This window comes from Sulfitobacter undariae (assembly GCF_014196805.1).
Lineage (GTDB): Bacteria > Pseudomonadota > Alphaproteobacteria > Rhodobacterales > Rhodobacteraceae > Sulfitobacter > Sulfitobacter undariae.
Genome location: NZ_JACIEI010000004.1, coordinates 44568 through 69266, shown reverse-complemented (window position 1 = coordinate 69266; position 24699 = coordinate 44568). Strand labels below are relative to the sequence as shown.

Below are 24699 nucleotides of genomic sequence, written 5' to 3'. Positions count from 1 at the left end.
GCAGGAAAGATGAACGATGTCTGAACAGATTGAACTAAGCGGGAATTGTATGTGCGGGGCTGTGACGGTCACGGCCACTGCCAGCGATCCCGTTTTGCGGGCCTGTCATTGCGAAATGTGTAGGCAGCATAATTCATTTGCCTTTGTGAACATCCAGACGGACGCCGATAGCATCAAGATCAGCGGCCCCGTCAAAGTGTTCAAATCATCCGACTGGGCGCAGCGCGCCTTCTGCGAGACCTGCGGTTCGACGCTTTGGTGCGGGATGCAGCATGACGGCAGCCGCAATCTGGCCGCAGGGCTGTTCCCTGATCTGGGTGGTGCCAAAATGGTGCAAGAATATTTCTCTGATGACTGTCTGATCGGCGACGGGTTCGCGGGCGACCATCAAAAACTAACAAGACAAGAAACCTTTGCGCTGTTTGCGCCCTCTGAAGGAGACAACCAATGACCAAATATGATGACGCATGGGTAGCACGTGAAGAAGCCAAGCGCGCGTTCATGGCTGAGAAAGGTTTGTATTCTCCTGAGGAAGAGCATTCTTCCTGTGGTGTTGGTTTGGTCGTGAACATCGATGGGTCACGGTCACGCGAAGTGGTGGAAAACGGAATTAAGGCGCTGAAAGCGATCTGGCACCGTGGTGCTGTGGATGCCGATGGCAAAACCGGCGATGGCGCGGGTATTCACGTTCAAATTCCGGTGCCGTTTTTCTATGATCAGGTAAAGCGCACAGGCCACACGCCGCGTCTGGATGAGATGATTGCTGTGGGTCAGGTTTTTCTGCCGCGCACAAACTTTGCGGCGCAAGAAACTTGCCGGACCATCGTTGAAACCGAAGTGTTACGCATGGGCTATTACATCTATGGCTGGCGCCATGTGCCAGTAAAGGTGGAATGTCTGGGCGAAAAGGCCAACGCCACCCGCCCCGAGATCGAGCAGATTTTGATCTCGAACGCCAAAGGTGTGGATGAGGAAACATTCGAGCGTGAGCTATATGTGATCCGCCGCCGCATTGAAAAAGCGGCCATCGCGGCGCAAGTGCCGACGCTGTATATCGCGTCGATGTCGTGCCGCAGCATCATCTACAAAGGTATGATGTTGGCCGAGCAAGTGGCCGAGTTCTATCCCGACCTGATGGATGAGCGGTTCGAGAGCGCCTTTGCGATCTATCACCAGCGTTATTCCACCAACACCTTCCCGCAGTGGTGGTTGGCGCAGCCGTTCCGCATGCTGGCGCATAATGGTGAGATCAACACGCTGAAGGGCAACCTGAACTGGATGAAGTCCCATGAGATCCGCATGGCGTCTTCGGCGTTTGGGGATATGGCGGAAGACATCAAGCCAATCGTGGCCGCAGGATCATCGGATTCCGCCGCGTTAGACTCGGTTTTTGAGGTTCTGGTGCGTGCGGGGCGTTCTGCGCCGATGGCGAAAACAATGCTGGTGCCCGAAGCATGGTCTAAGCAGGCCGTGGAATTGCCACAGGCGTGGCGTGACATGTATTCTTATTGCAACTCTGTGATGGAGCCATGGGATGGCCCTGCTGCTTTGGCGATGACCGATGGGCGCTGGGTTTGCGCCGGACTGGACCGCAGTGGTTTGCGCCCGATGCGTTATGTTGTGACCTCTGATGGGATGCTGATCGCGGGCTCCGAGGCGGGCATGGTGCCGTTGGATGAGGCACGCGTGGTGCGCAAAGGCGCGCTTGGGCCGGGGCAATTGCTGGCGGTGGATATGACCGAGGGCAAGCTGTTTGGCGATACCGAGATCAAAGACAAACTATCCAATGCGCGTCCCTTTGGCGAGTGGGTGAGCAAGATCAACGAGCTGGACGAGATACTGACGGGCCAGCCTGAATATGCGCTGTTTTCGGGGAACGATCTGCGCCGCCGTCAGGTTGCAGCAGGGTATACCATTGAAGAATTGGAGCAGATTCTTGCGCCGATGGCAGAGGACGGCAAGGAAACGCTGGCCTCTATGGGGGATGATACGCCGTCGGCTGTCTTGTCTAACAAGTACCGTCCGCTCAGCCATTTCTTCCGTCAGAACTTTAGCCAAGTCACCAACCCGCCGATCGACAGCTTGCGTGAGTTTCGGGTGATGAGCCTGAAGACGCGTTTTGGTAACCTCAAGAACGTGTTGGACGAAGACAGCAGCCAAACCGAAATTCTGGTGCTGGACAGCCCGTTTGTAGGGAACGCCGAATTTGACGAGCTTTGCCGCAATTTCAACGCTGATCTGGTAACGATTGATTGCACATTCGAACCCGGTAGTGGGAACCTGAGCAAGGATTTGACGCGCATCCGTAACGAAGCGGAAGATGCTGTGCGCTCGGGTGCGGGGCATATTGTGCTGACGGATCAGGCCAGTGGCGAAGGCCGTGTGGCAGTACCGATGATTCTGGCGACAAGCGCGGTTCACTCGTATTTGATCCGCAAGGGTTTGCGCACTTTCACATCGCTGAACGTGCGGTCGGCTGAATGTGTGGACCCGCATTATTTTGCCGTGCTGATCGGGTGTGGTGCGACCGTGGTGAACGCCTATCTGGCAGAGGATTCTCTGGCCGACCGGATTGAGCGTGGCTTGTTAGAGGGTGATCTGACGGCGGCGGTTGCCCGCTATCGCGAGGCGATTGATCAGGGCTTGCTCAAGATCATGGCCAAGATGGGGATTTCGGTTATTTCCTCGTATCGGGGTGGGCTGAACTTTGAGGCGGTAGGTCTGTCGCGTGCGATGGTTGCTGAATACTTCCCGGGGATGACCAGCCGCATCAGTGGCATTGGCGTCAGCGGCATCCAACGCAAAGCCGAAGAAGTGCATGCATTGGGGTGGTCCGGCACGGATACGGTTCTGCCGATTGGGGGGTTCTACAAGTCGCGCAAATCCGGTGAGACACACGCGTGGGAAGCGACCAGCATGCATATGTTGCAGCAGGCCTGTAACCGCGCGTCTTATGAGATGTGGAAGCAATATAGCGCCAAAATGCAAAGTAATCCGCCGACCCACCTGCGCGATTTGATGGATTTCAAAGCGTTGGGTAAAGCCGTGCCGATTGAAGAAGTGGAAAGCATCACTGCGATCCGCAAGCGTTTTGTCACGCCGGGCATGTCGCTGGGGGCGCTGTCGCCCGAGGCGCATAAAACGCTGAACGTGGCGATGAACCGCATCGGTGCAAAATCGGACAGTGGTGAGGGCGGCGAAGACCCCGCGCACTTCTTGCCCGAAGCGAATGGCGATAATCCATCCGCCAAGATCAAGCAGGTGGCGTCGGGCCGTTTTGGTGTGACTGCGGAATATCTGAACCAATGTGAAGAGTTGGAAATCAAGGTTGCCCAAGGGGCGAAACCGGGTGAAGGCGGCCAGTTGCCGGGCATGAAAGTGACCGAGCTGATTGCGCGTTTGCGTCACTCTACCCCCGGTGTGACGTTGATTTCACCGCCACCGCACCACGATATCTACTCCATCGAAGACCTTGCGCAGCTGATCTATGACCTGAAACAGATCAACCCGCGCTGTAAAGTGACGGTTAAGCTGGTGGCATCCAGTGGCGTTGGCACAATTGCGGCGGGTGTGGCCAAAGCGAAGGCGGATATCATCCTGATTTCGGGCCACAACGGCGGCACAGGTGCTTCGCCTGCGACCTCGATTAAATATGCGGGTTTGCCGTGGGAAATGGGCCTGACCGAAGCGCATCAAGTGCTGAGCATGAACAACCTGCGTGGGCGCGTCACACTGCGTACCGATGGCGGTTTGCGCACAGGCCGCGATATTGTCATGGCGGCGATGTTGGGTGCAGAGGAATACGGCATCGGCACGGCGGCCCTGATCGCAATGGGTTGTATTATGGTACGTCAGTGCCAGTCCAATACCTGCCCTGTGGGTGTCTGTACGCAAGACGAAGCGCTGCGCGGCAAGTTCACTGGCAATGCCGATAAGGTTGTGAACCTGATCACCTTCTACGCCACCGAAGTACGTGAAATCCTTGCCAGCATTGGTGCGCGGTCACTGGATGATGTGATCGGTCGGGCGGATTTGTTGGCGCAGGTGTCACGCGGTAACGCGCATTTGGATGATCTGGACCTGAACCCGCTTCTGATCTCGGTCGATGCCGAAATGGACACGGTGTACGACCGTTCCAAGCCGCGCAATGTTGTACCTGATACATTGGACGCGCAGATTGTCTCTGATGCGGTGCGCTTCCTTGAGGATGGTGAAAAACTGCAACTGAGCTATGCGGTGCAAAACACACACCGCTCTGTCGGGACGCGAACTTCTAGCCATATCGTGAAACGTTTTGGCATGCGCAATTCCTTGCAGTCGGATCATTTGACGGTGAATTTGGCGGGCAGTGCGGGGCAATCTCTGGGCGCATTTGCGGCGCCCGGGCTTAAGCTGGTCGTGTCGGGTGATGCCAATGACTATGTTGGCAAAGGTCTGTCTGGTGGTACAATTGTGGTCCGGCCTCCGATGAAATCGGCCATTGTTGCGTCTGAAAATACGATTGTCGGCAACACGGTTCTATACGGCGCGACAGACGGTTACCTGTTCGCGGCAGGCCGCGCAGGCGAACGTTTTGCGGTGCGTAACTCTGGCGCTAAGGTTGTGATTGAGGGCTGTGGCAGCAACGGTTGTGAATATATGACCGGCGGTGTTGCTGTCATTCTGGGCAGCATCGGTGCCAATTTCGGGGCCGGTATGACGGGCGGTATGGCCTATCTTTATGATCCAGATGGCCGCGTGTTTGACATGATGAACCACGAGACACTTGTACATTGCGCAGTGTCCGATGGGCATTGGGAGCAGGAACTTAAAGCCTTGATCGAGCGCCATGCAGAAGAGACGAACAGCCGTAAAGCTGCCGATATTTTGCAACATTGGGAGCTGGAAAAAGGTAACTTTGTACAAATTTGTCCAAAGGAAATGCTGAGCCGTATCCCCGCGCCATTGGGTATCGAAGCGCAGGCTGTTCCGGCTGAGTAACCCATAAAAACTGCGCCAGCGGCGGGCCTTCCTGTTTCGCTGGCGCATTGGCGTGTTCAAGAGAACACGGCGGAAGATGATATGACGCTGCCTGCAAGCGGGCGTTCACAAGCGGCGGCTGCACGCTTATAGCTGGTTCATGGCAAAACGTAGCACCAAGGCGAAACCCAAACCAAAGCCCTCCCTAAAGTCGATGGCGGCACCGATGCGCCCTGCGTGGCGTAAACGTCTGCGACGCATTGTGTGGCGCGGCGTGGCGATTTGTATTCTTGGTGCCGTTGCCATTATCCTAGTGGGGCGTGTCGTGAACCCGATAACCACGGTCTATATGTTTTCCGAGGGTCGTCGTTTGGGCAGTATTGATCAACTATGGGTCCCCATTGAGGAAATCGCGCCTGTGATGGCGCGGTCCGTGGTTGCCGCAGAGGATGCGAACTTTTGCACGCATGCTGGTTTTGATGTCAGGGCCATTAAACTGGCGATTGCCGAAGGATCAAGCAGGGGCGCGTCGACGCTTACCCAGCAAACGGTGAAGAATGTCTATCTGTGGCATGGGCGGACTTGGGTGCGCAAAGCGTTGGAGGCGGCGATTACGCCGCTGGTTGAACTCTTGTGGTCCAAGCGGCGTATTCTTGAGGTTTATCTGAATGTTGCCGAATTTGATGAGGGCGTTTTTGGCGTTGAGGCCGCATCGCGTCATTACTTTGGTGTAGGCCCAGAAGCGCTGAGTGCGAAGCAAGCGTCGCAATTGGCTGCTGTTTTACCGTCACCCAAAACGCGCAGCGCCTCGCGGCCCTCGGCGCGGCTTCAAAAACGGGCTGCGCAGATACGCTCAGGGGCTGCTACAATCCGCGCAGACGGGCGGTCAGATTGTTTCGAGAGTTGAATATCCCATCGCTACAAGGCATTGGTAGTGGGTACCCTTTTTTCCGGATTATCCTATGGCCCGCCTTTTTCATGTCCCGCTTTCCCCGCATTGCCGTAAAGTTCGGCTGAGTCTGGCCGAGAAGAAAATCGAGGTGGAGTTGGTTGAGGAGCGCTATTGGGAGCAAGATCCCGATTTTCTGCGCCGTAACCCTGCGGGCAAAGTGCCTGTGTTGCGGTTGGACGGAATCATGATGTCGGAAAGCGCTGCGATCTGCGAATACATCGAAGAAACGCGGCCTGAGCCTTCTCTGTTGCCGTCGGATTCAGTGCAGAAACTGGAAGTGCGCCGTTTGGTTAGCTGGTTCGACGACAAGTTTCATCACGAAGTCACCAGCAAGCTTCTGTATGAGCGGGTGAACAAAAAGATGATGAAAGCGGGCTATCCTGACAGCAAGAATGTCAAAGCGGGCGCCCGCGCGATCAAGTTTCATTTGGGCTATATGACGTGGCTGTTGAACCACCGCCGTTGGTTGGCAGGGGATACTATGACGCTGGCCGATTTTGCGGCGGCGGCGCATTTGTCGTCATTGGATTATATTTCTGATGTCGATTGGAACAGTTGCCCGGATGTGAAGGATTGGTACGCGAAGATTAAATCGCGGCCTGCGTTCCGCTCCATTTTGGCCGATCAGGTGCCGGGGTTCACGCCGCCGAAGCACTATAATGATCTGGATTTCTGATCTCGCTTCTGGTGTTTGGAGCAGGGATGCGTTCAAGGGCAAGGTAGCGAATGGACCTTAAAGCAAAGTTGGTTGCCCAAGCCTTGGCAGAGGGGTTTGTTGCCTGTCGGGTATGTAGACCCGATGCGGTGCCAGAGGTGCCCGAACGGCTGGGCGCGTTTTTGGACGCGGGTTATCATGGGCAGATGGGCTGGATGGAAGAGCGCGTGACGTGGCGCGGCGATCCGTCAGTTTTGTGGCCCGAAGCACGATCTGTGATCATGCTGGCCGAAAGTTATGCACCCGAATACAACCCGCTGGAGGTGCTGGAGCGGCCTGATCTGGGGGCGGTTTCTGCATATGCGCAGGGGCGTGATTATCATGATGTGGTGAAAAAGCGGCTTAAACGATTGGCGCGCTGGCTGATCGAGCAAGAGCCGTGTCAGGTGAAGGTTTTTGTAGACACAGCACCTGTGCCAGAGAAGGCACTGGCGCAAGCAGCAGGGCTGGGATGGCAGGGGAAACATACCAATGTTGTCAGCCGTGATTGGGGGAATTGGGCCTTTTTAGGCTCTGTTTTCACGACATTGGAATTTGAGCCTGATACGCCAGAGGTGGACCGCTGCGGGAGCTGCACAGCCTGTCAGGAGGTCTGCCCCACTGATGCGTTTCCAGCGCCGTATCAATTGGATGCGCGGCGGTGTATTTCCTATTTGACGATTGAACATAAAGGGCCTGTGCCTGCGGATTTGCGTGGCAAATTGGGCAACCGAATTTATGGTTGTGATGATTGTCTGGCGGCCTGTCCGTGGAACAAATTCGCCGTAGCGGCGAGCGACATGCGGTATCACGGCAGTGCGGGCGGGACGCTGGCCGAATTGGTTGAGTTGGATGATGCTGCGTTCCGCCTGCGGTTTTCAGGGTCACCTGTCAAACGGATCGGGCGGGATCGTTTTGTGCGCAATGTGCTGTATGCAATTGGCAATTCCGGTGATCAAAGCCTGATGGAAGCGGCACAAACCCATTGCGAGGATGCGGATGCTGCGGTGGCGGATGCAGCGCGTTGGGCGGTGGCGCGATTGTTGGGAGAGCACTGATGGCGCTGCTTTTGGGAGTAGACACAGGCGGCACCTATACGGATGCGGTGATTATTCGGGATGAGCGAGAGGTGATCGCAAGCGCCAAGGCGCTGACGACCCGCCATGATCTGGCGATTGGGGTTGGCGCTGCTGTGCGTGCTGTCTTGGCGCAATCTGGTGTTGCGGCGGGTGATATCGCTTTGGCGTCTTTGTCTACTACCTTGGCCACCAATGCGTTGGTCGAGGGGCAGGGCGGGCGTGTTGGGCTGATCTATATCGGGTTCAAAGAACGTGATTTAGAGACACATGGCCTGCTGGATGCCCTGAAGGGTGACCCGCATGTTGTCTTGGCGGGGGGGCATGATCATGCAGGCGCTGAGGCCGCTGCGCTGGATGAGGGCAGTTTACGTGCGTTTCTGGAGCAACATGGCGCAGGAGTGGGCGGGTTTGCTGTTGCGTCGCAGTTTGCCACCCGCAATCCGGCACATGAATTGCGGGTGATGGCTTTGGTGGCAGAAATGACGGGGCGACCTGTGTCTGCTTCACATCAATTATCCTCCAAGCTGAACGGGCCAAAACGGGCCATGACGGCGGTGCTGAATGCGCGTTTGATCGGGATGATTGATCGGCTGATCGGGCGGGCCGAGGATGTTCTGCGTGAACTGGGCGTGTCTGCGCCTTTGATGGTGGTGCGTGGCGACGGGGCGTTGATTTCCAGTGCGCAAGCGCGGGAGCGGCCAATTGAAACGATCCTGAGCGGTCCTGCCGCGTCGATTGTTGGCGCACGCTGGCTGACGGGGGCGGATCATGCGTTGGTCTCTGATATTGGCGGCACGACCACGGATGTGGCTGTGTTAAAAGACGGGCGGCCCGCGATTGATCCTGCGGGGGCACAGGTGGGGCCGTACCGCACGATGGTTGAGGCCGTGGCAATGCGGACAACCGGCCTTGGCGGCGATAGCGAGGTGCATTTTCTGGCCGAGGGGCTGGTGGGCGGTGTGCGCCTTGGGCCGCAGCGATTGGTGCCTGTGTCGCTGATCGCCATGGACGCGCCCGAGGTCGTGCATAGGGCGCTGGACGCGCAGTTGCGCAGTACTTTGCCCGGTGAATTTGACGGGCGGTTTGTGCGAACGGTGTTTGGGCAGGAAGCAGAGGGCATTGGCCCGCGTGAAGAGGTGTTGCTGGAGCGGATCGGCGAGGCTGTGTTGCCTTTGGGTGATGTGCTGCGTTCACGAATTGAGACAGGCGCGCTGAAGCGGTTGGTTGAACGTGGTCTGGTGCAGATCGCTGGAGTGACGCCATCGGACGCGAGCCATGTTTTGGGTCTGAGTACGAGCTGGGATGCAGACGCCGCGCGCAAGGCATTGGCGCTGTTCGGGCGGCGGCGTACGGGCGGGGGAAATCGGCTGGCGGCTGAGCCGGAAGTCATGGCACGGATGGTGATTGACCAATTGGAAAAACAGACATCTTTGGCTTTGTTAGAGACTGCTTTTGCAGCGGAAGAAGAGGGCTTTGGCCTAGATCCTGCGGTGCTGGCACAGCATGTTCTGATGCAGCGTGGACTGGGTGGACACCGTGGACTTGTGCGACTGGAAACGGGGCTGGCGGTGCCTGTGATCGGGCTGGGGGCCTCGGCCGCGACCTATTATCCTGCTGTGGGGGCGCGATTGGGATGTGAGATGATCCTGCCCGAACATGGGGGGGTGGCCAATGCGATTGGCGCAGTTGTAGGGCGTGTGACCATGCGCGAGGCGGGGACAGTGACCGCGCCCAGTGAGGGGACGTACCGTGTGCATCTGGTAGACGGGCCGCAAGACTTTCACGATGCGGAGGCGGCGTTGAGCGCCTTGGAGGATGCATTGCGCACGCGCGCCACTGCGGCGGCAGAGGCGGCGGGGGCTGCGGATATTCAGGTGAATGTGCAGCGTGATATCCGCAAGGCTGGCGTTGAGGGCCGTGAGGTGTTTGTTGAGGCTGATGTGACCGTGGAAGCAACGGGGCGGCCACGGGTGGCGGTTTGAGGGCTAAAGCTTTGCGGTCAGAATTTTGAAGCTTGCCGCGCCAAATCCGATGGCAAATGCGCCTTCAAACCAGCGCCTTAGACGCAGATATAGTCGCGTCATTGCCTTGGATGAGAACAAAAGCGCGTAACCATGGAAGACCAATGTGCTTTGAAGACCAACCGCCGCGATGACGATTGCCAGATCGGTTAGGGATGCGCCGACTGGAATACCCAATGAATAGAGTGAGCCGAAAAATAGGATTGCCTTGGGGTTTGTGAGGTGCAGTAATAAGCCCTTGGTGAACAGGGTCGCGGGCGCACCTGTCATTGATTTGGGCGTGATGTCTTTTTTGGAAAAGGCGGACCGCGCCGATTTATACGCAAGAAACATGAGGTACGCGGCGCCAAAGTAGCGGATGATTTCAAACATCCACGCATTTGCCAGCATGATTGTGCCAAGGCCAAGCGCGGCTGCGACGGACCATATAAGTGATCCTGTTGTAATGCCCGAGGCAAGAAATAGTCCAGAAACTCTGCCAGACCCCATGGACGTCCCTGCAATGGCAAGTGTAGCAGGGCCCGGGCTTGCGCCTGCGATGAAAGCGGCGAGGAGGATCAGTGGAAGATTAATATCCGTTAACATACGCGCAAAGCCTATCTGGTTGCCCTAAACCATTCAGCAGGCATGTCTGGATGTCAACTTGGGTTACGCTCTGTCATGTGCCGAGATACAAAAAGGGCCACCCGTGTAAATGGGTGGCCCCTTGATTTTATTCCGCCGCTGCGCGTTTGGGCAGGACCCAATCGGGGCGGGGGAAGTGGCAGGTGTAGCCGTTGGGCAGGCGTTCAAGATAGTCTTGGTGCTCTGGTTCTGCTTCCCAAAACTCTGAAACAGGCTCTATTTCAGTGACAACCTTACCGGGCCAGATGCCAGAGGCTTCGATGTCGGCGATTGTGTCCAAGGCCACGGATTTTTGGTCTTCGTCCGCGTAATAGATGGCCGAGCGATAGCTCATGCCCAGATCATTGCCTTGGCGGTTTTCTGTTGTCGGGTCGTGGATTTGGAAAAACAGTTCCAGCAAGGCACGGTAGCTGAGGACCGCCGGATCAAAAATGACCTCGATCGCTTCGGCATGGGTGCCGTGATCGCGGTAGGTGGCGTTTGGTACATCGCCGCCAGAATAGCCGACGCGGGTGCTGATCACGCCGCTGCGTTTGCGGATCAGGTCTTGCATGCCCCAGAAACATCCACCTGCCAGTACTGCGCGTTGATTGCTCATGCTATGTTCTCCACTTGATTAATATAGTCGCCGTATCCTTCGCCATCCATGTCATCGCGGTGGATAAAGCGTAGGGAGGCGGAGTTGATGCAATAGCGCAGCCCGCCGCGATCTGGGGGGCCGTCGTTAAAGACGTGGCCAAGGTGGCTGTCACCGTTTTTGCTGCGGACTTCGGTGCGGACCATGCCAAGGGTGCTGTCGCTGAATTCTTCGACATAGGCGGGGGTGATCGGCTTGGTAAAGCTGGGCCAGCCGCAGCCGCTCTCGTATTTATCGCCTGATGCAAACAGGGGTTCGCCCGATACGATATCAACATAGATGCCGGGCTCTTTGTTGTTCAACAGCTTGCCAGTGCCGGGGCGCTCTGTGCCGCTTTCTTGGGTGACGTGGAATTCCTCTGGCGAGAGGGTCGCGATGACGTCTGGGTTTTTAGAATACTCGGACATAGGAGGCTCCTTGTGCTGGTGTTGCTCTATTAGATGGGGTTTTTATGCGAAAATCAAAGGGGTGCACTTGTTTGTGATGGCTGGTCAGGTTTTTGTCTGGCGCGAGATTTGCACGGCAAAGATGCCTGCGGCAATGATTACAACGCCCAAGACGTCGCTGGAGCCGAGATTTTCGCCCAGTAGAAGTGCGGCAATGACCACGCCGAAGAAGGGGTTGAGGAAGTGAAATGTAGCGGCACGGGTGGCGCCGATTTGGCCGACCAGTAGAAACCAGATCCATGTCGCCAGCAGGCCCGGCACGAGGCAGGTATAGGTGAAAGCCAGCGCGAGCGGCCAACTGGGCGTCATATGTGGGGTCTCAAAGAGCAATGTGGCGATGACAAGCGCGACACAGCCAACCAGCATTTGCAGGCCCACGATCATCAGCAGATTACCCCCTGAGGACGCGCCCCGCACGGTGAGAGTGGCGATGGTGAGGGCAAGGACACCGATGATGCAAATGGCGATGCTGAACAGGTCTGCGCCGCCTGTGATGCGCGTCCCCATGATCAGGGCAACACCTGCAAGGCCTGCGATCAGCCCGATGATGCCCAGCGGGCTGAGACGTTCGCCCATAAACAGCCACGCGGCCAAAGCGACCATGAGCGGCATGGTAGAGGCGAGGATCGCGGCAAAAGAAGCCTCTATCGTTTGCATGGCGATGAAAAATAGACCCAAATACACGGCATTTTGCAAAACGCCAAAGCCGATGGTGGCACGCCATTGCGCGCGTGTCAGATGCCAACTCTGGCCCAAGGCGCGGGCGATGGCGACGCCGATCAGGCCGGATATAAGGTAGCGCAGCGAAAGGGCGAAAAGCGGAGAAGCATCCGCGACGATGAACCGTGCCGAGGTAAAGGCCGAGGACCACATGAGGGCAAAGGCCAGCCCCAGCCCGATCGCGCGTAAATCCATTTGTAAGGTGCCTTGTGACTGATTTCTTGGCGACAATCGGGCAGAAGCAAGCAAAGCGCAACCTGCGTTAGCGTGCTTCGAACAGCATGGTCAGCTGCGCGCCTTTTTCCGTGATCGCGTTTGTTAGCGTGCCGCCAAGGTTAGAGGCGGCTGCGGCGACGATGTTGCTGCCGATGCCACTGACGCGTGTGGGTTCGGGTGTGGGGGCAGCCGTGCCAAGACCATTGTCGATGGCGTTAAGTTTGAGCATGCCGTCCTCAGCCACAAGAGAAATGGACACGGTCCCTGTTGCACCGTCAGGATACCCGTATTTGGCTGTGTTGGCGACAAATTCAGATAGGATAATCCCCACATCGGTGGCGGCGTTGGAAGGCAGCGTGATGTCATCAACCTCAAGTGAGATGGCGATGCTATCGGGCGTGTTTCACGCAGATTAGTGACGATATCCTTTAGGTATTCACACATTTCGACACGGCCAGACACGCTGTTCTTTTGCAGCTGTTCATGGAGGGCCGACATGCCGTCAATTCTGCGGCTGACGGCTTCTAGGGCTTGCTTGGCTGTGTCGTCTTCAACTGCGCGGGTGTAAATCCTGATCAGGGAAGATGTCGCTTGCAGCGAGTTCTTGATGCGGTGGTCCATCTCGGCACGCAAATCGCCTTCGTTTTTCAGGGCGCGGCGGAGTTCGAGCTGTTTTATGACCTGTTGTGACAAAACGCGCAGCGCCTTTCGCTGAAACGTGTTCAGGGTGCGGGGCTTGTTATCAAGCACACATAGGGTGCCCAGCGGCAGGCCGTTGGAGGCAAGTAGCCGTGCGCCTGCATAAAAACGCAGGCCCGGATCACCAAGGCAAAGCGGATTGTCGGCCATGCGCGGATCAGCAAGCGTGTCGGGGATTTCAACAAAGTCCTCTTGCAAGATCACATGCGAACAGATGGAGGTTTCCAACGGTGTTTCGCGGGCACCCAAACCAACTTCGGCTTTGAACCACTGGCGGTCTTCGTCGATGATATTGACCACTGAAATAGGGGCTTCACAAATCTCTGACGCCAAGGCCACGATATCATCGAAACCCTGTTCACGTGGCGTGTCGAGGATATCATATTGATGCAGGGTGCGTAGGCGTTCGAGTTGATCGGGGTGTGGTGCTGCGCGCATCGGGGTTCCAATGGTTACTACTAGTGCGGGAATGTAACCTGTATCGGAAGCTTGGCAAGGTATCTATGCGGAACTTGTTGCGGATATGAAAAAGGGGCCACCAATGGCGACCCCTTTCAAAAACTGAAGCTGGTACAGCTTAGCCGTTAACGCTGTCTTTCAGCGCTTTGGCGATTGTCATTTTGACAACCTTGTCAGCTTCTTTTTTGAACTGTTCGCCAGTCGCAGGGTTGCGAACCATACGCTCGGGGCGTTCGCGGCAATAGATTTTGCCAACGCCAGGAAGTGTAACGGCACCGCCGCCTGATACTTCTTTTGTGATCAGTGCGCATACTGAGTCCAGTGCTGCGCCTGCGGATTTCTTATCTGTGCCCATTTCCTCTGCCAGTGCGGCTACGAGTTGGGTCTTTGTCATTGGTTTAATCGCCATTTTATTCTCCTCGGCTGCCCGAACATTGGGCCTCATCTGCGGAATGTAACTGTAAGTTGTCGGCAAACACAATGAATACCGACGCGAATTGCGTTGAAAAGCAGGGTTTTCTGCGCTTTTTTCAGCTTAATCTCGCCTAGAGGAAGGCTGTTTCGTCGAAAGACCGCAGTTTTCTGCTGTGAATCCGTTCCAACGGCATGCAGCGCAATTGTTCCATAGCGCGGATTCCGATCATCAAATGGCGTGAAACTTGGGTTTTGTAGAAATCTGACGCCATGCCCGGCAGCTTGAGTTCGCCGTGAAGGGGTTTGTCCGAGACACACAGCAGCGTGCCATAGGGAACGCGGAAGCGATAGCCGTTGGCGGCGATTGTGGCGCTTTCCATGTCCAGCGCGATGGCGCGGGATTGGCTAAGCCGCTGCACAGGGCCGGATTGGTCGCGCAACTCCCAGTTGCGGTTGTCGATGGTGGCGACGGTTCCTGTGCGCATGATGCGTTTGAGTTCATAGCCTTCAAGTTGGGTCACTTGTTCAACCGCGTCTTCCAGCGCGATCTGGATTTCGGCCAATGCGGGGATCGGCACCCAGACCGGCAGATCGTCGTCCAGAACGTGATCTTCGCGCAGATAACCATGTGCCAGAACGAAGTCGCCCAAGGCTTGCGTATTGCGCAGACCCGCACAGTGGCCGACCATCAACCACGCGTGCGGACGCAGGACGGCGATGTGATCGGTGGCGGTTTTGGCGTTAGAGGGGCCGACACCGATATTGACCAATGTGATGCCAGAGCCATCAGCGCGCTTCAGGTGATAGGTCGGCATTTGTGGCAGCTTGGGAGAGACTGCGATCGGGGCATCGCCGTCTGTGATCTCTTGATTTCCGGTAGAGACAAAAGACGTATAGCCACTGTCGGGGTCGCGTAGCATTTTGCGGGCGAAGTCTTCGAATTCGGCCACATAGAACTGGTAGTTGGTGAACAGCACATGACATTGAAAATGGTCGGGATCGGTGGCGGTGTAATGGGCCAGTCGCGCAAGGGAGTAATCCACGCGCTGGGCGGTGAAAGGGGCCAGCGGCCAAACGTCATCAGGCGGGGTATAGGTGCCGTTGACGATATCATCATTGGTGGTGGACAGGTCCGGCACGTCAAAGACATCCCGCAGGGTGAAATCGGCAGCGCCTTCTTGAGGGACCGTGATATTTGAATCGCTGCTCATGGCAAAGTGCAGCGGGATCGGCGTGTCAGACGGGCCGATAAACACCGGCTGGCCGTGGTTTTTGATCAGCAGGCCGATCTGCTGGATCAGATAATTGCGAAACAGATCGGGTCGCGTGATGGTCGTGCTATACGTCCCCGGTCCTGCCACATGCCCAAAGCTGAGCCGTGTATCGACCTGCGCATAGGAGGTCGTGGTCAGGCGCACCTCTGGGTAAAAGGCGCGGATGCGCGTTTCGGGCGGCGTATCTGCCATGGCCTCGGTGAATTGGGTCCGCAGGAAATCCACGGATTGCGCATAAAGCGCTGTCAGGCGGTCCACGGCGGCGGTGGCATCGGTGAAAGCTTCTGCTTTGGCGGCATTCGGTGTGCGGATTTGGTACTGCTTCATGATGCTATTCTAATCCTTGGGGTTAAACAGAGTTCCGATTTTCTCTAAAATAGTTTCGGAACTGTCGCTGTCTTGTAGATTAAGGGAGTCGATTGTGCGCATCAGCTCCATCTCATAGGCCAGTTCGGCCTCGGTGGGTTCTGGCGTGACCGAAGTCAGCCAGAGTGCGAAAGGGTCTGTGGTGCCTTCGTCGTTGTATTCGACGAAATCCTTGATGCCCAGATCACGGGCCGTTGCGGGGATGTCGAGGTTGAAACGGTTCTGCAGGAACCCCTGAAAGGCGATCGGAAGGATCGGGCTTAGGTTAGGGGCAAAATCGGAAGCACTGCCAAAACCGTGGTATTCAAGCGCCGATTGCAAGGGTGTGATATCTGTACCTTCCAACGCGCCCGGTTCGGGGTATCCCATGGCGAGGTATTGCAAGAACACCAGTGGATCGTCGGTGATGATGCTGGCGTTGTCATGACCCAGTTGGATGAACTGTTGCTTGCCGTGCTCGTCCAACCAGATCGCCGCACGGCCGCCATCGCCAGCCGTGGTGGCGATTTCCGCGATGCGGTTGTCAACGTCGGGGTTCGGAGCGGAGCAATGGCTGGTGAAGGGCAGGGTGGTGCCGCCAAAAACCACATAGCTTGCGCCGGCCTGATTGCGCTGATCCTCGGGGTAGATGGAGAGCCAGTGATCTTCGGGCTGCCCGCCGTCCCTCACCCGATGCCAGCCTTGATCCTCTAGCCAGTCGAAAGCCTCGATCAGTTCGGGGGCTAAGGTGATGCCTGTAGGCATAAGGGAGGTCAGGTTTTGGGCAAAGGTTTTCATGTGACAATGACATCCATAAATTCGAACGTGCGCACATCGACAAGGCCCAGATCTGAAATCCGCAGTTCGGGGATTACAACAAGCGCCAGAAGCGAGTGTTGCATATAGGCGTTATTGAGCGTGCAGCCACAGTCACGCATCGCTTGCATCATGGCTTCGGCCTTGGCGGCGACGTCTTGCGCAGGGCTGTCGGACATGAGGCCTGCAATGGGCAGATCAACGGTGGCCAGCGGGGCGCTGTCTTTGAAGATGGTAATGCCGCCGCCAAGCGCGCGTAGGTGGTTTGCGGCCAGTGCCATGTTGTCCGTATCGGTGCCCACGACAATCATATGGTGACTGTCATGCGCCACAGTAGAGGCCATAGCCATGTTGCCCGTATAGCCAAAGCCCGACACCAGCGCATTGACGACACCACCTGTCGCGCGGTGGCGTTCGACCAGCGCGATTTGGCAGACATCACCGTGGGAGGTCACGCGGCCTTCGGTCACGGGCAGTTCAAATTGCAGGGCTTTGGTCGGGGCTTGGTTCTCTACCACACCGATGACATTTGCGGTGACCGCGTTGGCGCCTGCGGGGGCGGTGATGGTGAAATCATCCGCCCTTAGATCACGCGCCATGTTGACGGTCTGGCGGGCTTTTGTGGGCCAGTTGTAATGGGGGCAATCTACGATGCACACGCCATCCTGTGCCACGATCTGACCACGGGCAATAACAGTCTCTATTGGGAGGGTTTTGAGGTCCGAGGACAAGATCACATCTGCACGGCGACCGGGAGTGATAGAGCCTAATTCACGCTCTAGCCCGAAATGTGTGGCGGTGTTGATCGTTGCCATTTGCAGGGCGATCAGGGGATCACAGCCGCATTCAATTGCGTGGCGTACAACGCGGTTCATGTGGCCTTCGTTGACCAAGGTGCCTGAATGGCAATCGTCAGTGCATAGGATCATGTTACGCGGATCAAGGCCGCGTTCGGTAATGGCGGTGATCTGGCTCTCGATATCATACCAAGCAGAGCCGAGGCGGATCATCGAGCGCATCCCCTGACGCATCCGCGCAATCGCGTCTGCCTCACAGGTGCCTTCATGATCATCCGCGGGACCACCCGCAACATAAGCCGCAAACGCAGGCCCCAGATCGGGCGCGGCATAATGCCCGCCGACCGTTTTACCTGCACGCTGGGTCGCGGCAATTTCAGCCAACATTTGCGGATCGGCATTGATCACGCCTGGAAAGTTCATCATCTCGCCCAAGCCGATGATGCCTTCCCAGTGCATGGCATCAGCCACATCCTGCGCTGTGATCTCAAACCCTGTGGTTTCCATGCCCGGTGCGCTGGGCGCACAAGAGGGCATTTGAGTAAAGATGTTGACGGGTTGCATAAGTGCTTCGTCATGCATCATACGCACGCCCTCAATGCCTAAAACATTGGCGATCTCATGAGGGTCGGTGAACATTGTCGTTGTGCCATGCGGGATTACGGCACGGGCAAATTCGGCAGGGGTCAACATGCCGCTCTCGATGTGCATGTGGCCGTCACACAGACCGGGGATCATATAACGGCCCTGTGCCTCTATGATCTGGGTGTCTGGCCCTTTGCAATGATCCGCCGAGGTGCCGACAAAGGCGATACGGCCACGTACAATGGCTATGTCGTGATCTGGCAGGGCCTCGCGGGTGTGAACATTAACCCAAATGCCGCCCTTGATGATCATATCAGCGGGGCTGCGCCCTGCGGCGACATTTACTAAATCGGCGGCCACATCGGGCCAAGTTGGAAAGCTTGCTTGTGTCATATGGCAACATTCCACAGGGTCGGATCATGTTCAAGCGCGAGTACGAATAGCGGGGTGATAACACAGGCACTGCTGCGGCCTGATGCGCTAATTTGGTCGGCAGGATTGACGCATGATGATCCGAGTGTTGGGGTGGGCAGGAAACAGAAGGATAGATTGAAATGAAACCGAATATGGATCACTGGCAAGAACGGGTTGATTTGGCTGCGGCGTTTCGTTGGACTGCGCGACTGGATATGCATGAGAGTGTGGCCAACCATTTTTCCCTTGCGGTGAATGACAGTGGGTCACAGTTCTTGATGAACCCCAATCAGGTGCATTTTAGCCGGATCAAAGCCAGTGATCTGCTGCTGATTGATGCGGATGATCCAGAGACATATGAGGGGCCGAACGCCCCTGATCCGACGGCGTGGGGGTTGCATGGTGGGGTTCATGCCGCCTGCGGCCATGCGCGCTGTGTGATGCATGTTCATTCGATTTTTGCGACAGTGCTGGCCTGCCTCCAAGACAGCCGCCTGCCGCCGATTGATCAGAATTGCTGTACCTTCTTTAACCGTGTGGTCATTGATGAAGAATATGGTGGACTGGCGTTTGAGGATGAAGGTGCGCGCTGTGCCGCGCTGCTGACAGACCCCAAGCAAAAGGTCATGGTGATGGGCAGTCACGGGGTGATGGTGATCGGCGATACGGTGGCTGAGACATTCAACCGTCTTTATTATTTCGAACGCGCCGCCGAAACATACATCCGTGCGTTGCAAACGGGCCTGCCGCTGCGCCGTATCAGTGACGAGATCGCGGAAAAAACGGCGCGTGAGCTGGAGGCATATCCAGAACAGGACGCGAGACATCTAGCGGAGTTGAAGGCGATTCTGGATGATGAGGGCTCAAATTATAGTCTCTAGGGCGAATGGGCGGCGGCACGACATTGGCGTGTCGTGTGCCGCTTGCCAGTTAAACCTTGTCGCAAGGCAAGAGGCGCTAGAAAAGGACGTGACGGCGCTCTATTCGCGCCATAGTCTAGCCGAAACACGAGGTTAGATTACCCCCTATGAATATTCTTTTTGTACATCAAAATATGCCGGGCCAATACCGTGAATTGGTACAGTGGTTGGCCGAACAGGGCGGACACAGAATCTATTTCCTGACGCAGCGCAAAAATGCTGCCAAGATTAAAGGGGTAGAAACACGGATCTATAAAACCCATCACCTGCCCAAAAAGGACGCTTACGGTCTCAGCAAAGTGTGGGAAGACGCGACTGGCGCTGGCTTTGGTGCGGCCTTGGCTGCCAAACAGATTGAAAGTGAAGAGGGCTTTAAGCCTGATATCATCGTCGGGCATGTCGGCTGGGGCGAATTGACGTTCTTCAAGCAACTATGGAGCGACGTGCCTATCATCGGCTTTTTTGAATATTATTATCGTCTGCATGGGGGCCCAGTGAACTTTGACTCTGACGAGCCAGTGAACGAGCATACTCCGTATTTGCTACAGGCCCGCAATGCCGTGCCCAATGCCAACTATTTCACAGTTGATCGCGGGTTAAGCCCGACAAAATGGCAGCGCGATTGTTTTCCACCCGAGATGCATGACAAGATTTACGTCTGTCATGATGGTATCCGCACGGACAAGCTGCTGCCGGACCATAAGGCGCAGGTAAAGCTGGGTCGGATTAAAGAGATGGTCAGCGGTGGCGATGAGGTTGTGACCTATATGGCGCGTAATCTGGAGCGGATGCGCGGGTTTCACCAGTTCATGCGTGCGCTTCCTGACATTTTGGCAGCGCGCCCAAATGCGCGGGTGCTTGTCATTGGCGGCAATGATGTTTCTTACGGCGCCAAAAGTAAAAATCCGGCTGGTTTGCGCGGCGAAATGGAAGCGGAAGTCGGAGATCGGGTTGATTGGAGACGCGTCCACTTTTTGGGGCAGGTGCCCTATGCGGACTATCAAAAGATCATTCAGATCAGCCGCTGCCATATTTACATGACCATGCCATTTGTTCTGTCATGGTCGCTGCTGGAAGCGATGTCGATGGAGGCCACGATCGTCGCGTCAAATGTTGCGCCCGTTAGAGAGGCCGTGACGCATGGAGAAACCGGCCTGCTGGTGGATTTTCACGATCCATCCGCCTTGGCACGGCAAGTGGTTGAGGTGTTGGAGCGGCCACAGGATTTTGCGCATCTTGGACCTGCTGCGCGCAAACATGTGATCGCCGAATACGACTTTCTTACCAAATGCCTGCCCGAGCATATTGTCGAGATGAACGCGCTATTGCCGCAGGATAAGCAGATACAGATGCCTGACTAGGCATCTGTGTTTAGATATTGTTGATCACGCCGAAAGCCGAACCAATCAAGCCAAAGATGGTTCTTACGTTTGTAACGGGGCTTTCGGTGGCCAACACAAGATCGCCGGGATTGATGTTGAAATTCCGCGCTGAGAAAAGGCCATCGGATGTGGTCAGGTCGATTGTAAAAACAACACGTTGTTGGCGTGGACCGCGTTGACCGGATGCAAGTGCCGATGCAGGGTATTCACGCAAGATGAGCACACCTTGGGGATTGGCGCGGCTATCGTTTACGCCGCCAATGATAGAAAGCGCATCCAATGCCGAGACTGTATCACGGTTGAATGTGAACTGGCTTTCGCTTCCGGTTGCGCCCAGAGATAGAAAGTAACGGGGATCTGCCTCGACAATGATGCGGTCACCGCCGGACAAACGTGTGTCCAGCTTGGGGTTGTCAAATAGTTTGGACAGCGAAGTGCGGTAGGTTTTTTGTCCACGAATCAGCTGTACTTGGGGATTCACCATCGAGTTATTCACGCCGCCTGCGGCAGAAATTGCGGCGAGAACAGAGAAGTTTTGATCGGGCATCTTGATGTTCCCGGGCGACCGGACGCCGCTTACGACATCAATCGAGTTTGTTCTGCCTTCCAGTGCATTCAATTGAACCTGCGCACCGGGGGAAACTGTCTCAAGCTGGCGCTGAAGAAGTTCACGGGCGCTATCGGGGGTGCGCCCCGAGACGTGAACTTTGCCCACGTAGGGTACGAAAATGTTACCGCTTTCGGAAACCCGAACGCCTGAAAGGTTTGTGCTGCGGGCGCCGGGGCCCATCAGTAGGGAGTTTTCAGCACTGTCCCAGATGACCACATTCAGGGTATCGCCAGGGCGGATGATTTGTGCGTTTGACCCGGTGCTATGCTGCAACCAGCCGTACTTCCGTTCTCCGGTTGAAGGCCACTCCTTGACGCTGGAAAGGAACGCTTTTGTTACAGGATAAACTGCAAAATCTGCCTCAGGGGTATCAGCGCCTTTGGTGATTTCAGATTGTATCGCAGCACCGCGCGGCAAGTTTCCACAGGCTGCCAAGGTTAAGGCAAGCGCAATCAAAATGAAATGTTTGGGTAGTCTACTCATCTGCGCCGCCGTTCACTAAATAATATTATATTAACTTGAATTCGCCTGTCCGCGCCCTGTGGGTAGCACGTTTGGGGTCGTTTCTAATAGGGCGTAAGATACTGCATCGCCATGTGAGGTCAATCGTTTCATGCGGGAGCGAATCATCTGGACAGGAAACCAGAAGGAAATGGGCCTGCAGAGAGAATTTTGGTAAGTTGCAGGATGTTTAAGATGATATTTTGCATTGTTTTACTACGTTGTGATGCAAAATGGACACGCGTTATGCCAAAAAATGAGAGGCCGTGGCTGGCATCTGACTGACAAGCAGGTGTGCGTGCTAGTTGGTGCTTTCGGGTTGCTGAATTTTTGCGAGCTTTTGTACAGGCTTGTCAAAAGCGGCGCACCGCAAAACGGAAGATATTCACTTGGATTAAGGAAGCAGGCTAACGATGACTTTGCGAAAACGTCTTTTTGACCTGTTTTTTGCCAGCCTACTGGTGATCATTTTGGGGCCCATCATTCTGGGTTTGATTGTGTATGTTTACCTGAAGCAAGGCAGACCGCTGTTCTATGTTGCCGAGCGGATGAAGACGGTCGACAAGCCGTTTGGTTTGGTCAAATTCCGCACGATGTCGGTGGTTGAGGACGATCAGGGGGTTTCTGGGGCACATAAAGCGTCGCGTGTGACACCGCTGGGTGCACGCCTGCGATCCAAGCGGCTGGACGAGTTTCCGCAGCTTTGGAATATCCTGAAGGGCGATTTGTCATTTGTAGGCCCACGCCCGCCTCTGCGGGAGTACGTGGAGCGCTTCCCCGAAGTTTATGCTGAGGTCCTAGAGTCGCGCCCAGGTGTGACAGGGCTGGCGACCATCAGGTTTCACAAGCACGAAGAGCGGTTACTTGCGCGGTGCACATCAGCAGCAGAAACCGATGATGTTTACTGCCGTATTTGCGTGCCACGCAAGGCAAAGATGGACCTGATTTACCAGCGCAACCAAAGCGTATGTTATGACTTTGATCTGGTTTTTCAAACGATTGGAAATCTGTTCCGAGGCTCAAAAAGCTAAACTGCGCCCATCGATTCAAGATTTTGTGTGAAAGACCACGCAGTTAGGCTATTGTAGGCGAATGTGATGGGCAGAGTGCCATACGGTATCCTCGTGCTTCTAGGTCAATGTGTTGTAGTATGTGCAGGATGAAAAGGTCAGGTTGTGCTAAGCTGGATTAGAGCTCTCACCAAAATTCGGAAGCGCCAGATTATGCTGGCGTTGGATGCTGTGCTGGTTGTGTTGGCCTTGTTCTCTGCATTTGCTGTGGTGGAACTACCCGATGGCGTTTGGGGGAATATCAGTAGTTACCTGTTGTTGATGCCGTATATGCTCGGCATCGCGGTGGGCATTTCTATCTGGTTGGGTATTCAGGATATTCAGGTCAGCGCCTATGATTCAGCTTCGGTTGGGCTGACCTCACTTCATGCCATTTTGTTGACGATTGCCTCCGTCACCTTTTCGGACGTTGCTGGCCTGCAATTGCCCTTAGAGTTGCATGCGGTGTTTGGTGTCATCTTCTTTTGTCTCGCGGTAGGCAGTCGTGCGATTTTATTGCAGCTGGTTCTTGCTGTTTATCGCTATAGCAGCAAGCACACACGCGTGTTGATTTACGGGGCGGGGACAACAGGAACCCAGCTTGTTTCGGCCTTGCAAGGGCATGAAAGAATTCAAGCAGTGGCCTTTGTGGACGATAACAAAGCGCTGCATGGCATGCGTGTGCATAGGTTGCCAGTTTACCCTCCTTCCAGCATTGCGGCCTTGGTCAAGGAAAAGCAGATCGACCGGGTGCTATTGGCCGTGCCCTCTCTGAGCCGCCCGAAGCAGGCACAGATTGCGCGTAAACTGGAGCAGATGGGGCTGGGCGTGCAAATGCTGCCCTCGTTTTCACAGTTGATCGGGGAAGAGGCGTTGGTAAACAAGCTGACGCCCGTTTCACCGCATAGCTTTTTGGGGCGCGCAGAAGTTGCGCAGCGGTCAGGCGGGGCTAGTGCCGCCTATACGGGTAAGGTTGTGCTGATCTCGGGGGCTGGCGGGTCTATCGGGTCTGAGTTGTGCCGTCAGGTGATGGAATGTCGACCGGCTAAGGTGATCTTGTTCGAACTCAGTGAACTGGGGCTGTACAATATTGACATGGAATTGCGCAGCATGATCGAGCTTGAAGGGTTGGATGTTGAGCTGGTGCCGGTGTTGGGGTCCGTGACTGATAGCCGGCAAGTACGTAGCGTGATGACCAAACATAAGGTCAACATTGTATTGCACGCGGCGGCTTATAAACATGTACCTCTGGTGGAGGCCAACCCGTTGACGGGGCTTGTAAACAACGTCTTTGGGACACAGACTTTGGCGGAACAGGCAGCGCAGGCTGGGGTTGAGCGGTTTATGTTGATTTCGTCCGACAAAGCTGTGCGCCCGACCAATGTGATGGGAGCCTCTAAACGGCTGGCGGAGTTGGTGTTGCAGGATATGGCGACCCGTCAGGGACCTACCGGCACGGTGTTTTCTATGGTTCGATTTGGCAATGTGCTTGGGTCATCAGGCTCGGTCGTGCCATTGTTTCAGGAACAGCTGAGCCGCGGAGGCCCATTGACCGTTACCGATGAACGGGTTGAGCGATATTTCATGACGGTTCAAGAAGCCGTGCAGCTGGTTTTGCAGGCCTGCTCTTTTAGTCGTGGTGCAGAAGTGTTTGTGTTGGATATGGGTGAACCGGTGTCGATCCTAAAGCTGGCGCGCCAAGTGATCGAGAGCGCAGGTTATATGGTGCGTGACAAAGAGAACCCTGATGGTGACATCGAAGTTCAAATCACGGGGCTGCGGCCGGGCGAAAAGATGTCAGAAGAGCTTACGCTCACTGGAGAAACGATCAATACGCCAAACCCCAAGATTTTTATGACACGTGAGCAGGGATTGTCGCAGATCGAAATTGCCGCCGCATTGCGCCGCTTGCGCGAAGCGTTTGTAGCCAGTGATGAAGAAATGGCGCGTGATGTTGTGCGTCAGTGGGTTGAGGGCGGTCAAGCCTGTGTCGCAAAAGCAGACGCTTCTTAGACAACGCGCAGAATTGTCACGGCATTGGCTGTGGTTTGAACAATAGATGCGATTTTGTTGCGCTTAACCGAAG

Annotated in this window: 20 protein-coding genes and 1 pseudogene; 10 read left to right on the top strand and 11 right to left on the bottom strand. The window is 55.7% G+C overall.

Going from position 1 to position 24699, the window contains the following annotated elements; translation table 11 throughout:
* Positions 1 to 16: 16 nt before the first annotated feature.
* The 6 genes from GGR95_RS08345 to GGR95_RS08320 all read left to right on the top strand — a co-directional run bounded on the left by GGR95_RS08345 (position 17) and on the right by GGR95_RS08320 (position 9666).
* Complete coding sequence (locus tag GGR95_RS08345) at positions 17 to 451, top strand: GFA family protein (RefSeq protein ID WP_184564739.1); 435 nt, start codon at positions 17 to 19, stop codon at positions 449 to 451.
* Positions 448 to 4980 carry a glutamate synthase large subunit gene (gene gltB, locus GGR95_RS08340; RefSeq protein ID WP_184564737.1) on the top strand — a complete coding sequence of 1511 codons (4533 nt, stop codon included), beginning with the start codon at positions 448 to 450 and terminating at the stop codon, positions 4978 to 4980. Before GGR95_RS08345 ends, gltB begins: the two co-directional genes overlap by 4 nt.
* Before the next feature lie 139 nt (positions 4981 to 5119).
* Complete coding sequence (mtgA, locus tag GGR95_RS08335; protein WP_184564735.1) at positions 5120 to 5866, top strand: monofunctional biosynthetic peptidoglycan transglycosylase; 747 nt, start codon at positions 5120 to 5122, stop codon at positions 5864 to 5866.
* Between the two features lie 55 nt (positions 5867 to 5921).
* Positions 5922 to 6587, top strand: coding sequence for an FtsZ-binding protein FzlA (gene fzlA / locus GGR95_RS08330; protein ID WP_184564733.1), 666 nt, complete (start codon positions 5922 to 5924; stop codon positions 6585 to 6587).
* A gap of 50 nt (positions 6588 to 6637) precedes the next feature.
* Positions 6638 to 7663, top strand: a complete 1026-nt coding sequence (gene queG, locus GGR95_RS08325; protein WP_184564731.1) for a tRNA epoxyqueuosine(34) reductase QueG — start codon at positions 6638 to 6640, stop codon at positions 7661 to 7663.
* On the top strand, positions 7663 to 9666 hold the full coding sequence (locus GGR95_RS08320) for a hydantoinase/oxoprolinase N-terminal domain-containing protein (protein ID WP_184564729.1): 2004 nt from the start codon (positions 7663 to 7665) through the stop codon (positions 9664 to 9666). Before queG ends, GGR95_RS08320 begins: the two co-directional genes overlap by 1 nt.
* 3 nt (positions 9667 to 9669) lie before the next feature.
* On the opposite strand, the gene GGR95_RS08315 is transcribed toward GGR95_RS08320, so the two are convergent.
* The 10 genes and pseudogenes from GGR95_RS08315 to ade form a co-directional block, all read right to left on the bottom strand.
* Positions 9670 to 10290 (bottom strand): LysE family translocator, encoded by a 621-nt coding sequence (locus GGR95_RS08315; protein WP_184564727.1) that lies wholly within the window; start codon positions 10288 to 10290, stop codon positions 9670 to 9672.
* A 127-nt stretch (positions 10291 to 10417) separates the two neighbouring features.
* A complete protein-coding gene (msrA, locus tag GGR95_RS08310; protein WP_184564725.1) occupies positions 10418 to 10927 on the bottom strand; it encodes a peptide-methionine (S)-S-oxide reductase MsrA in 510 nt (169 codons plus the stop codon).
* Positions 10924 to 11373, bottom strand: coding sequence for a peptide-methionine (R)-S-oxide reductase MsrB (msrB, locus tag GGR95_RS08305; RefSeq protein ID WP_184564723.1), 450 nt, complete (start codon positions 11371 to 11373; stop codon positions 10924 to 10926). The genes msrA and msrB overlap by 4 nt, the downstream gene beginning before the upstream one ends.
* A gap of 84 nt (positions 11374 to 11457) precedes the next feature.
* Positions 11458 to 12327 carry a DMT family transporter gene (locus GGR95_RS08300; protein WP_184564721.1) on the bottom strand — a complete coding sequence of 290 codons (870 nt, stop codon included), beginning with the start codon at positions 12325 to 12327 and terminating at the stop codon, positions 11458 to 11460.
* Positions 12328 to 12394: 67 nt separating this feature from the next.
* Complete coding sequence (locus GGR95_RS19155) at positions 12395 to 12679, bottom strand: hypothetical protein (RefSeq protein ID WP_425506385.1); 285 nt, start codon at positions 12677 to 12679, stop codon at positions 12395 to 12397.
* 83 nt (positions 12680 to 12762) lie between these two features.
* Positions 12763 to 13485 (bottom strand): annotated as a pseudogene (locus tag GGR95_RS08295) (GAF domain-containing protein); the annotation flags it as partial.
* Between the two features lie 139 nt (positions 13486 to 13624).
* A complete protein-coding gene (locus tag GGR95_RS08290) occupies positions 13625 to 13915 on the bottom strand; it encodes an HU family DNA-binding protein (RefSeq protein ID WP_246423333.1) in 291 nt (96 codons plus the stop codon).
* Between the two features lie 136 nt (positions 13916 to 14051).
* On the bottom strand, positions 14052 to 15521 hold the full coding sequence (locus tag GGR95_RS08285) for an AMP nucleosidase (protein WP_184564718.1): 1470 nt from the start codon (positions 15519 to 15521) through the stop codon (positions 14052 to 14054).
* Positions 15522 to 15530: 9 nt separating this feature from the next.
* Positions 15531 to 16337 (bottom strand): hypothetical protein, encoded by an 807-nt coding sequence (locus GGR95_RS08280; protein ID WP_184564716.1) that lies wholly within the window; start codon positions 16335 to 16337, stop codon positions 15531 to 15533.
* Positions 16334 to 18130 carry an adenine deaminase gene (gene ade, locus GGR95_RS08275; RefSeq protein WP_184564714.1) on the bottom strand — a complete coding sequence of 599 codons (1797 nt, stop codon included), beginning with the start codon at positions 18128 to 18130 and terminating at the stop codon, positions 16334 to 16336. The genes GGR95_RS08280 and ade overlap by 4 nt, the downstream gene beginning before the upstream one ends.
* 161 nt (positions 18131 to 18291) lie before the next feature.
* On the opposite strand from ade, the gene GGR95_RS08270 reads away from it, so the two are divergent.
* A complete protein-coding gene (locus GGR95_RS08270) occupies positions 18292 to 19032 on the top strand; it encodes a class II aldolase and adducin N-terminal domain-containing protein (RefSeq protein WP_246423332.1) in 741 nt (246 codons plus the stop codon).
* 146 nt (positions 19033 to 19178) lie between these two features.
* Positions 19179 to 20432 carry a glycosyltransferase family 4 protein gene (locus GGR95_RS08265; protein ID WP_184564712.1) on the top strand — a complete coding sequence of 418 codons (1254 nt, stop codon included), beginning with the start codon at positions 19179 to 19181 and terminating at the stop codon, positions 20430 to 20432.
* A gap of 10 nt (positions 20433 to 20442) precedes the next feature.
* Here the strand turns inward: GGR95_RS08265 and GGR95_RS08260 are convergent, their stop codons facing one another.
* Positions 20443 to 21546 (bottom strand): polysaccharide biosynthesis/export family protein, encoded by a 1104-nt coding sequence (locus GGR95_RS08260; protein ID WP_184564710.1) that lies wholly within the window; start codon positions 21544 to 21546, stop codon positions 20443 to 20445.
* A gap of 431 nt (positions 21547 to 21977) precedes the next feature.
* Here GGR95_RS08260 and GGR95_RS08255 point away from each other — a divergent pair, with 431 nt between their 5' ends.
* Together GGR95_RS08255 and GGR95_RS08250 are read left to right on the top strand one after the other, a co-directional pair.
* Entirely contained in the window at positions 21978 to 22595 is a 618-nt protein-coding gene (locus GGR95_RS08255) for a sugar transferase (RefSeq protein ID WP_184564708.1), read from the top strand.
* 192 nt (positions 22596 to 22787) lie between these two features.
* Positions 22788 to 24626 (top strand): polysaccharide biosynthesis protein, encoded by a 1839-nt coding sequence (locus tag GGR95_RS08250; protein WP_184564706.1) that lies wholly within the window; start codon positions 22788 to 22790, stop codon positions 24624 to 24626.
* The last annotated feature ends 73 nt before the right edge of the window (positions 24627 to 24699 follow it).

Bases quoted from the DNA above. Each gene is read 5' to 3' on its own strand.
- GGR95_RS08345 (WP_184564739.1), top strand. From the start codon at position 17: ATGTCTGAACAGATTGAACTAAGCGGGAATTGTATGTGCGGGGCTGTG.
- gltB (WP_184564737.1), top strand. From the start codon at position 448: ATGACCAAATATGATGACGCATGGGTAGCACGTGAAGAAGCCAAGCGC.
- mtgA (WP_184564735.1), top strand. From the start codon at position 5,120: ATGGCAAAACGTAGCACCAAGGCGAAACCCAAACCAAAGCCCTCCCTA.
- fzlA (WP_184564733.1), top strand. From the start codon at position 5,922: ATGGCCCGCCTTTTTCATGTCCCGCTTTCCCCGCATTGCCGTAAAGTT.
- queG (WP_184564731.1), top strand. From the start codon at position 6,638: ATGGACCTTAAAGCAAAGTTGGTTGCCCAAGCCTTGGCAGAGGGGTTT.
- GGR95_RS08320 (WP_184564729.1), top strand. From the start codon at position 7,663: ATGGCGCTGCTTTTGGGAGTAGACACAGGCGGCACCTATACGGATGCG.
- GGR95_RS08315 (WP_184564727.1), bottom strand. From the start codon at position 10,290: ATGTTAACGGATATTAATCTTCCACTGATCCTCCTCGCCGCTTTCATC.
- msrA (WP_184564725.1), bottom strand. From the start codon at position 10,927: ATGAGCAATCAACGCGCAGTACTGGCAGGTGGATGTTTCTGGGGCATG.
- msrB (WP_184564723.1), bottom strand. From the start codon at position 11,373: ATGTCCGAGTATTCTAAAAACCCAGACGTCATCGCGACCCTCTCGCCA.
- GGR95_RS08300 (WP_184564721.1), bottom strand. From the start codon at position 12,327: ATGGATTTACGCGCGATCGGGCTGGGGCTGGCCTTTGCCCTCATGTGG.
- GGR95_RS08290 (WP_246423333.1), bottom strand. From the start codon at position 13,915: ATGGCGATTAAACCAATGACAAAGACCCAACTCGTAGCCGCACTGGCA.
- GGR95_RS08285 (WP_184564718.1), bottom strand. From the start codon at position 15,521: ATGAAGCAGTACCAAATCCGCACACCGAATGCCGCCAAAGCAGAAGCT.
- GGR95_RS08280 (WP_184564716.1), bottom strand. From the start codon at position 16,337: ATGAAAACCTTTGCCCAAAACCTGACCTCCCTTATGCCTACAGGCATC.
- ade (WP_184564714.1), bottom strand. From the start codon at position 18,130: ATGACACAAGCAAGCTTTCCAACTTGGCCCGATGTGGCCGCCGATTTA.
- GGR95_RS08270 (WP_246423332.1), top strand. From the start codon at position 18,292: ATGAAACCGAATATGGATCACTGGCAAGAACGGGTTGATTTGGCTGCG.
- GGR95_RS08265 (WP_184564712.1), top strand. From the start codon at position 19,179: ATGAATATTCTTTTTGTACATCAAAATATGCCGGGCCAATACCGTGAA.
- GGR95_RS08260 (WP_184564710.1), bottom strand. From the start codon at position 21,546: ATGAGTAGACTACCCAAACATTTCATTTTGATTGCGCTTGCCTTAACC.
- GGR95_RS08255 (WP_184564708.1), top strand. From the start codon at position 21,978: ATGACTTTGCGAAAACGTCTTTTTGACCTGTTTTTTGCCAGCCTACTG.
- GGR95_RS08250 (WP_184564706.1), top strand. From the start codon at position 22,788: ATGCTGGCGTTGGATGCTGTGCTGGTTGTGTTGGCCTTGTTCTCTGCA.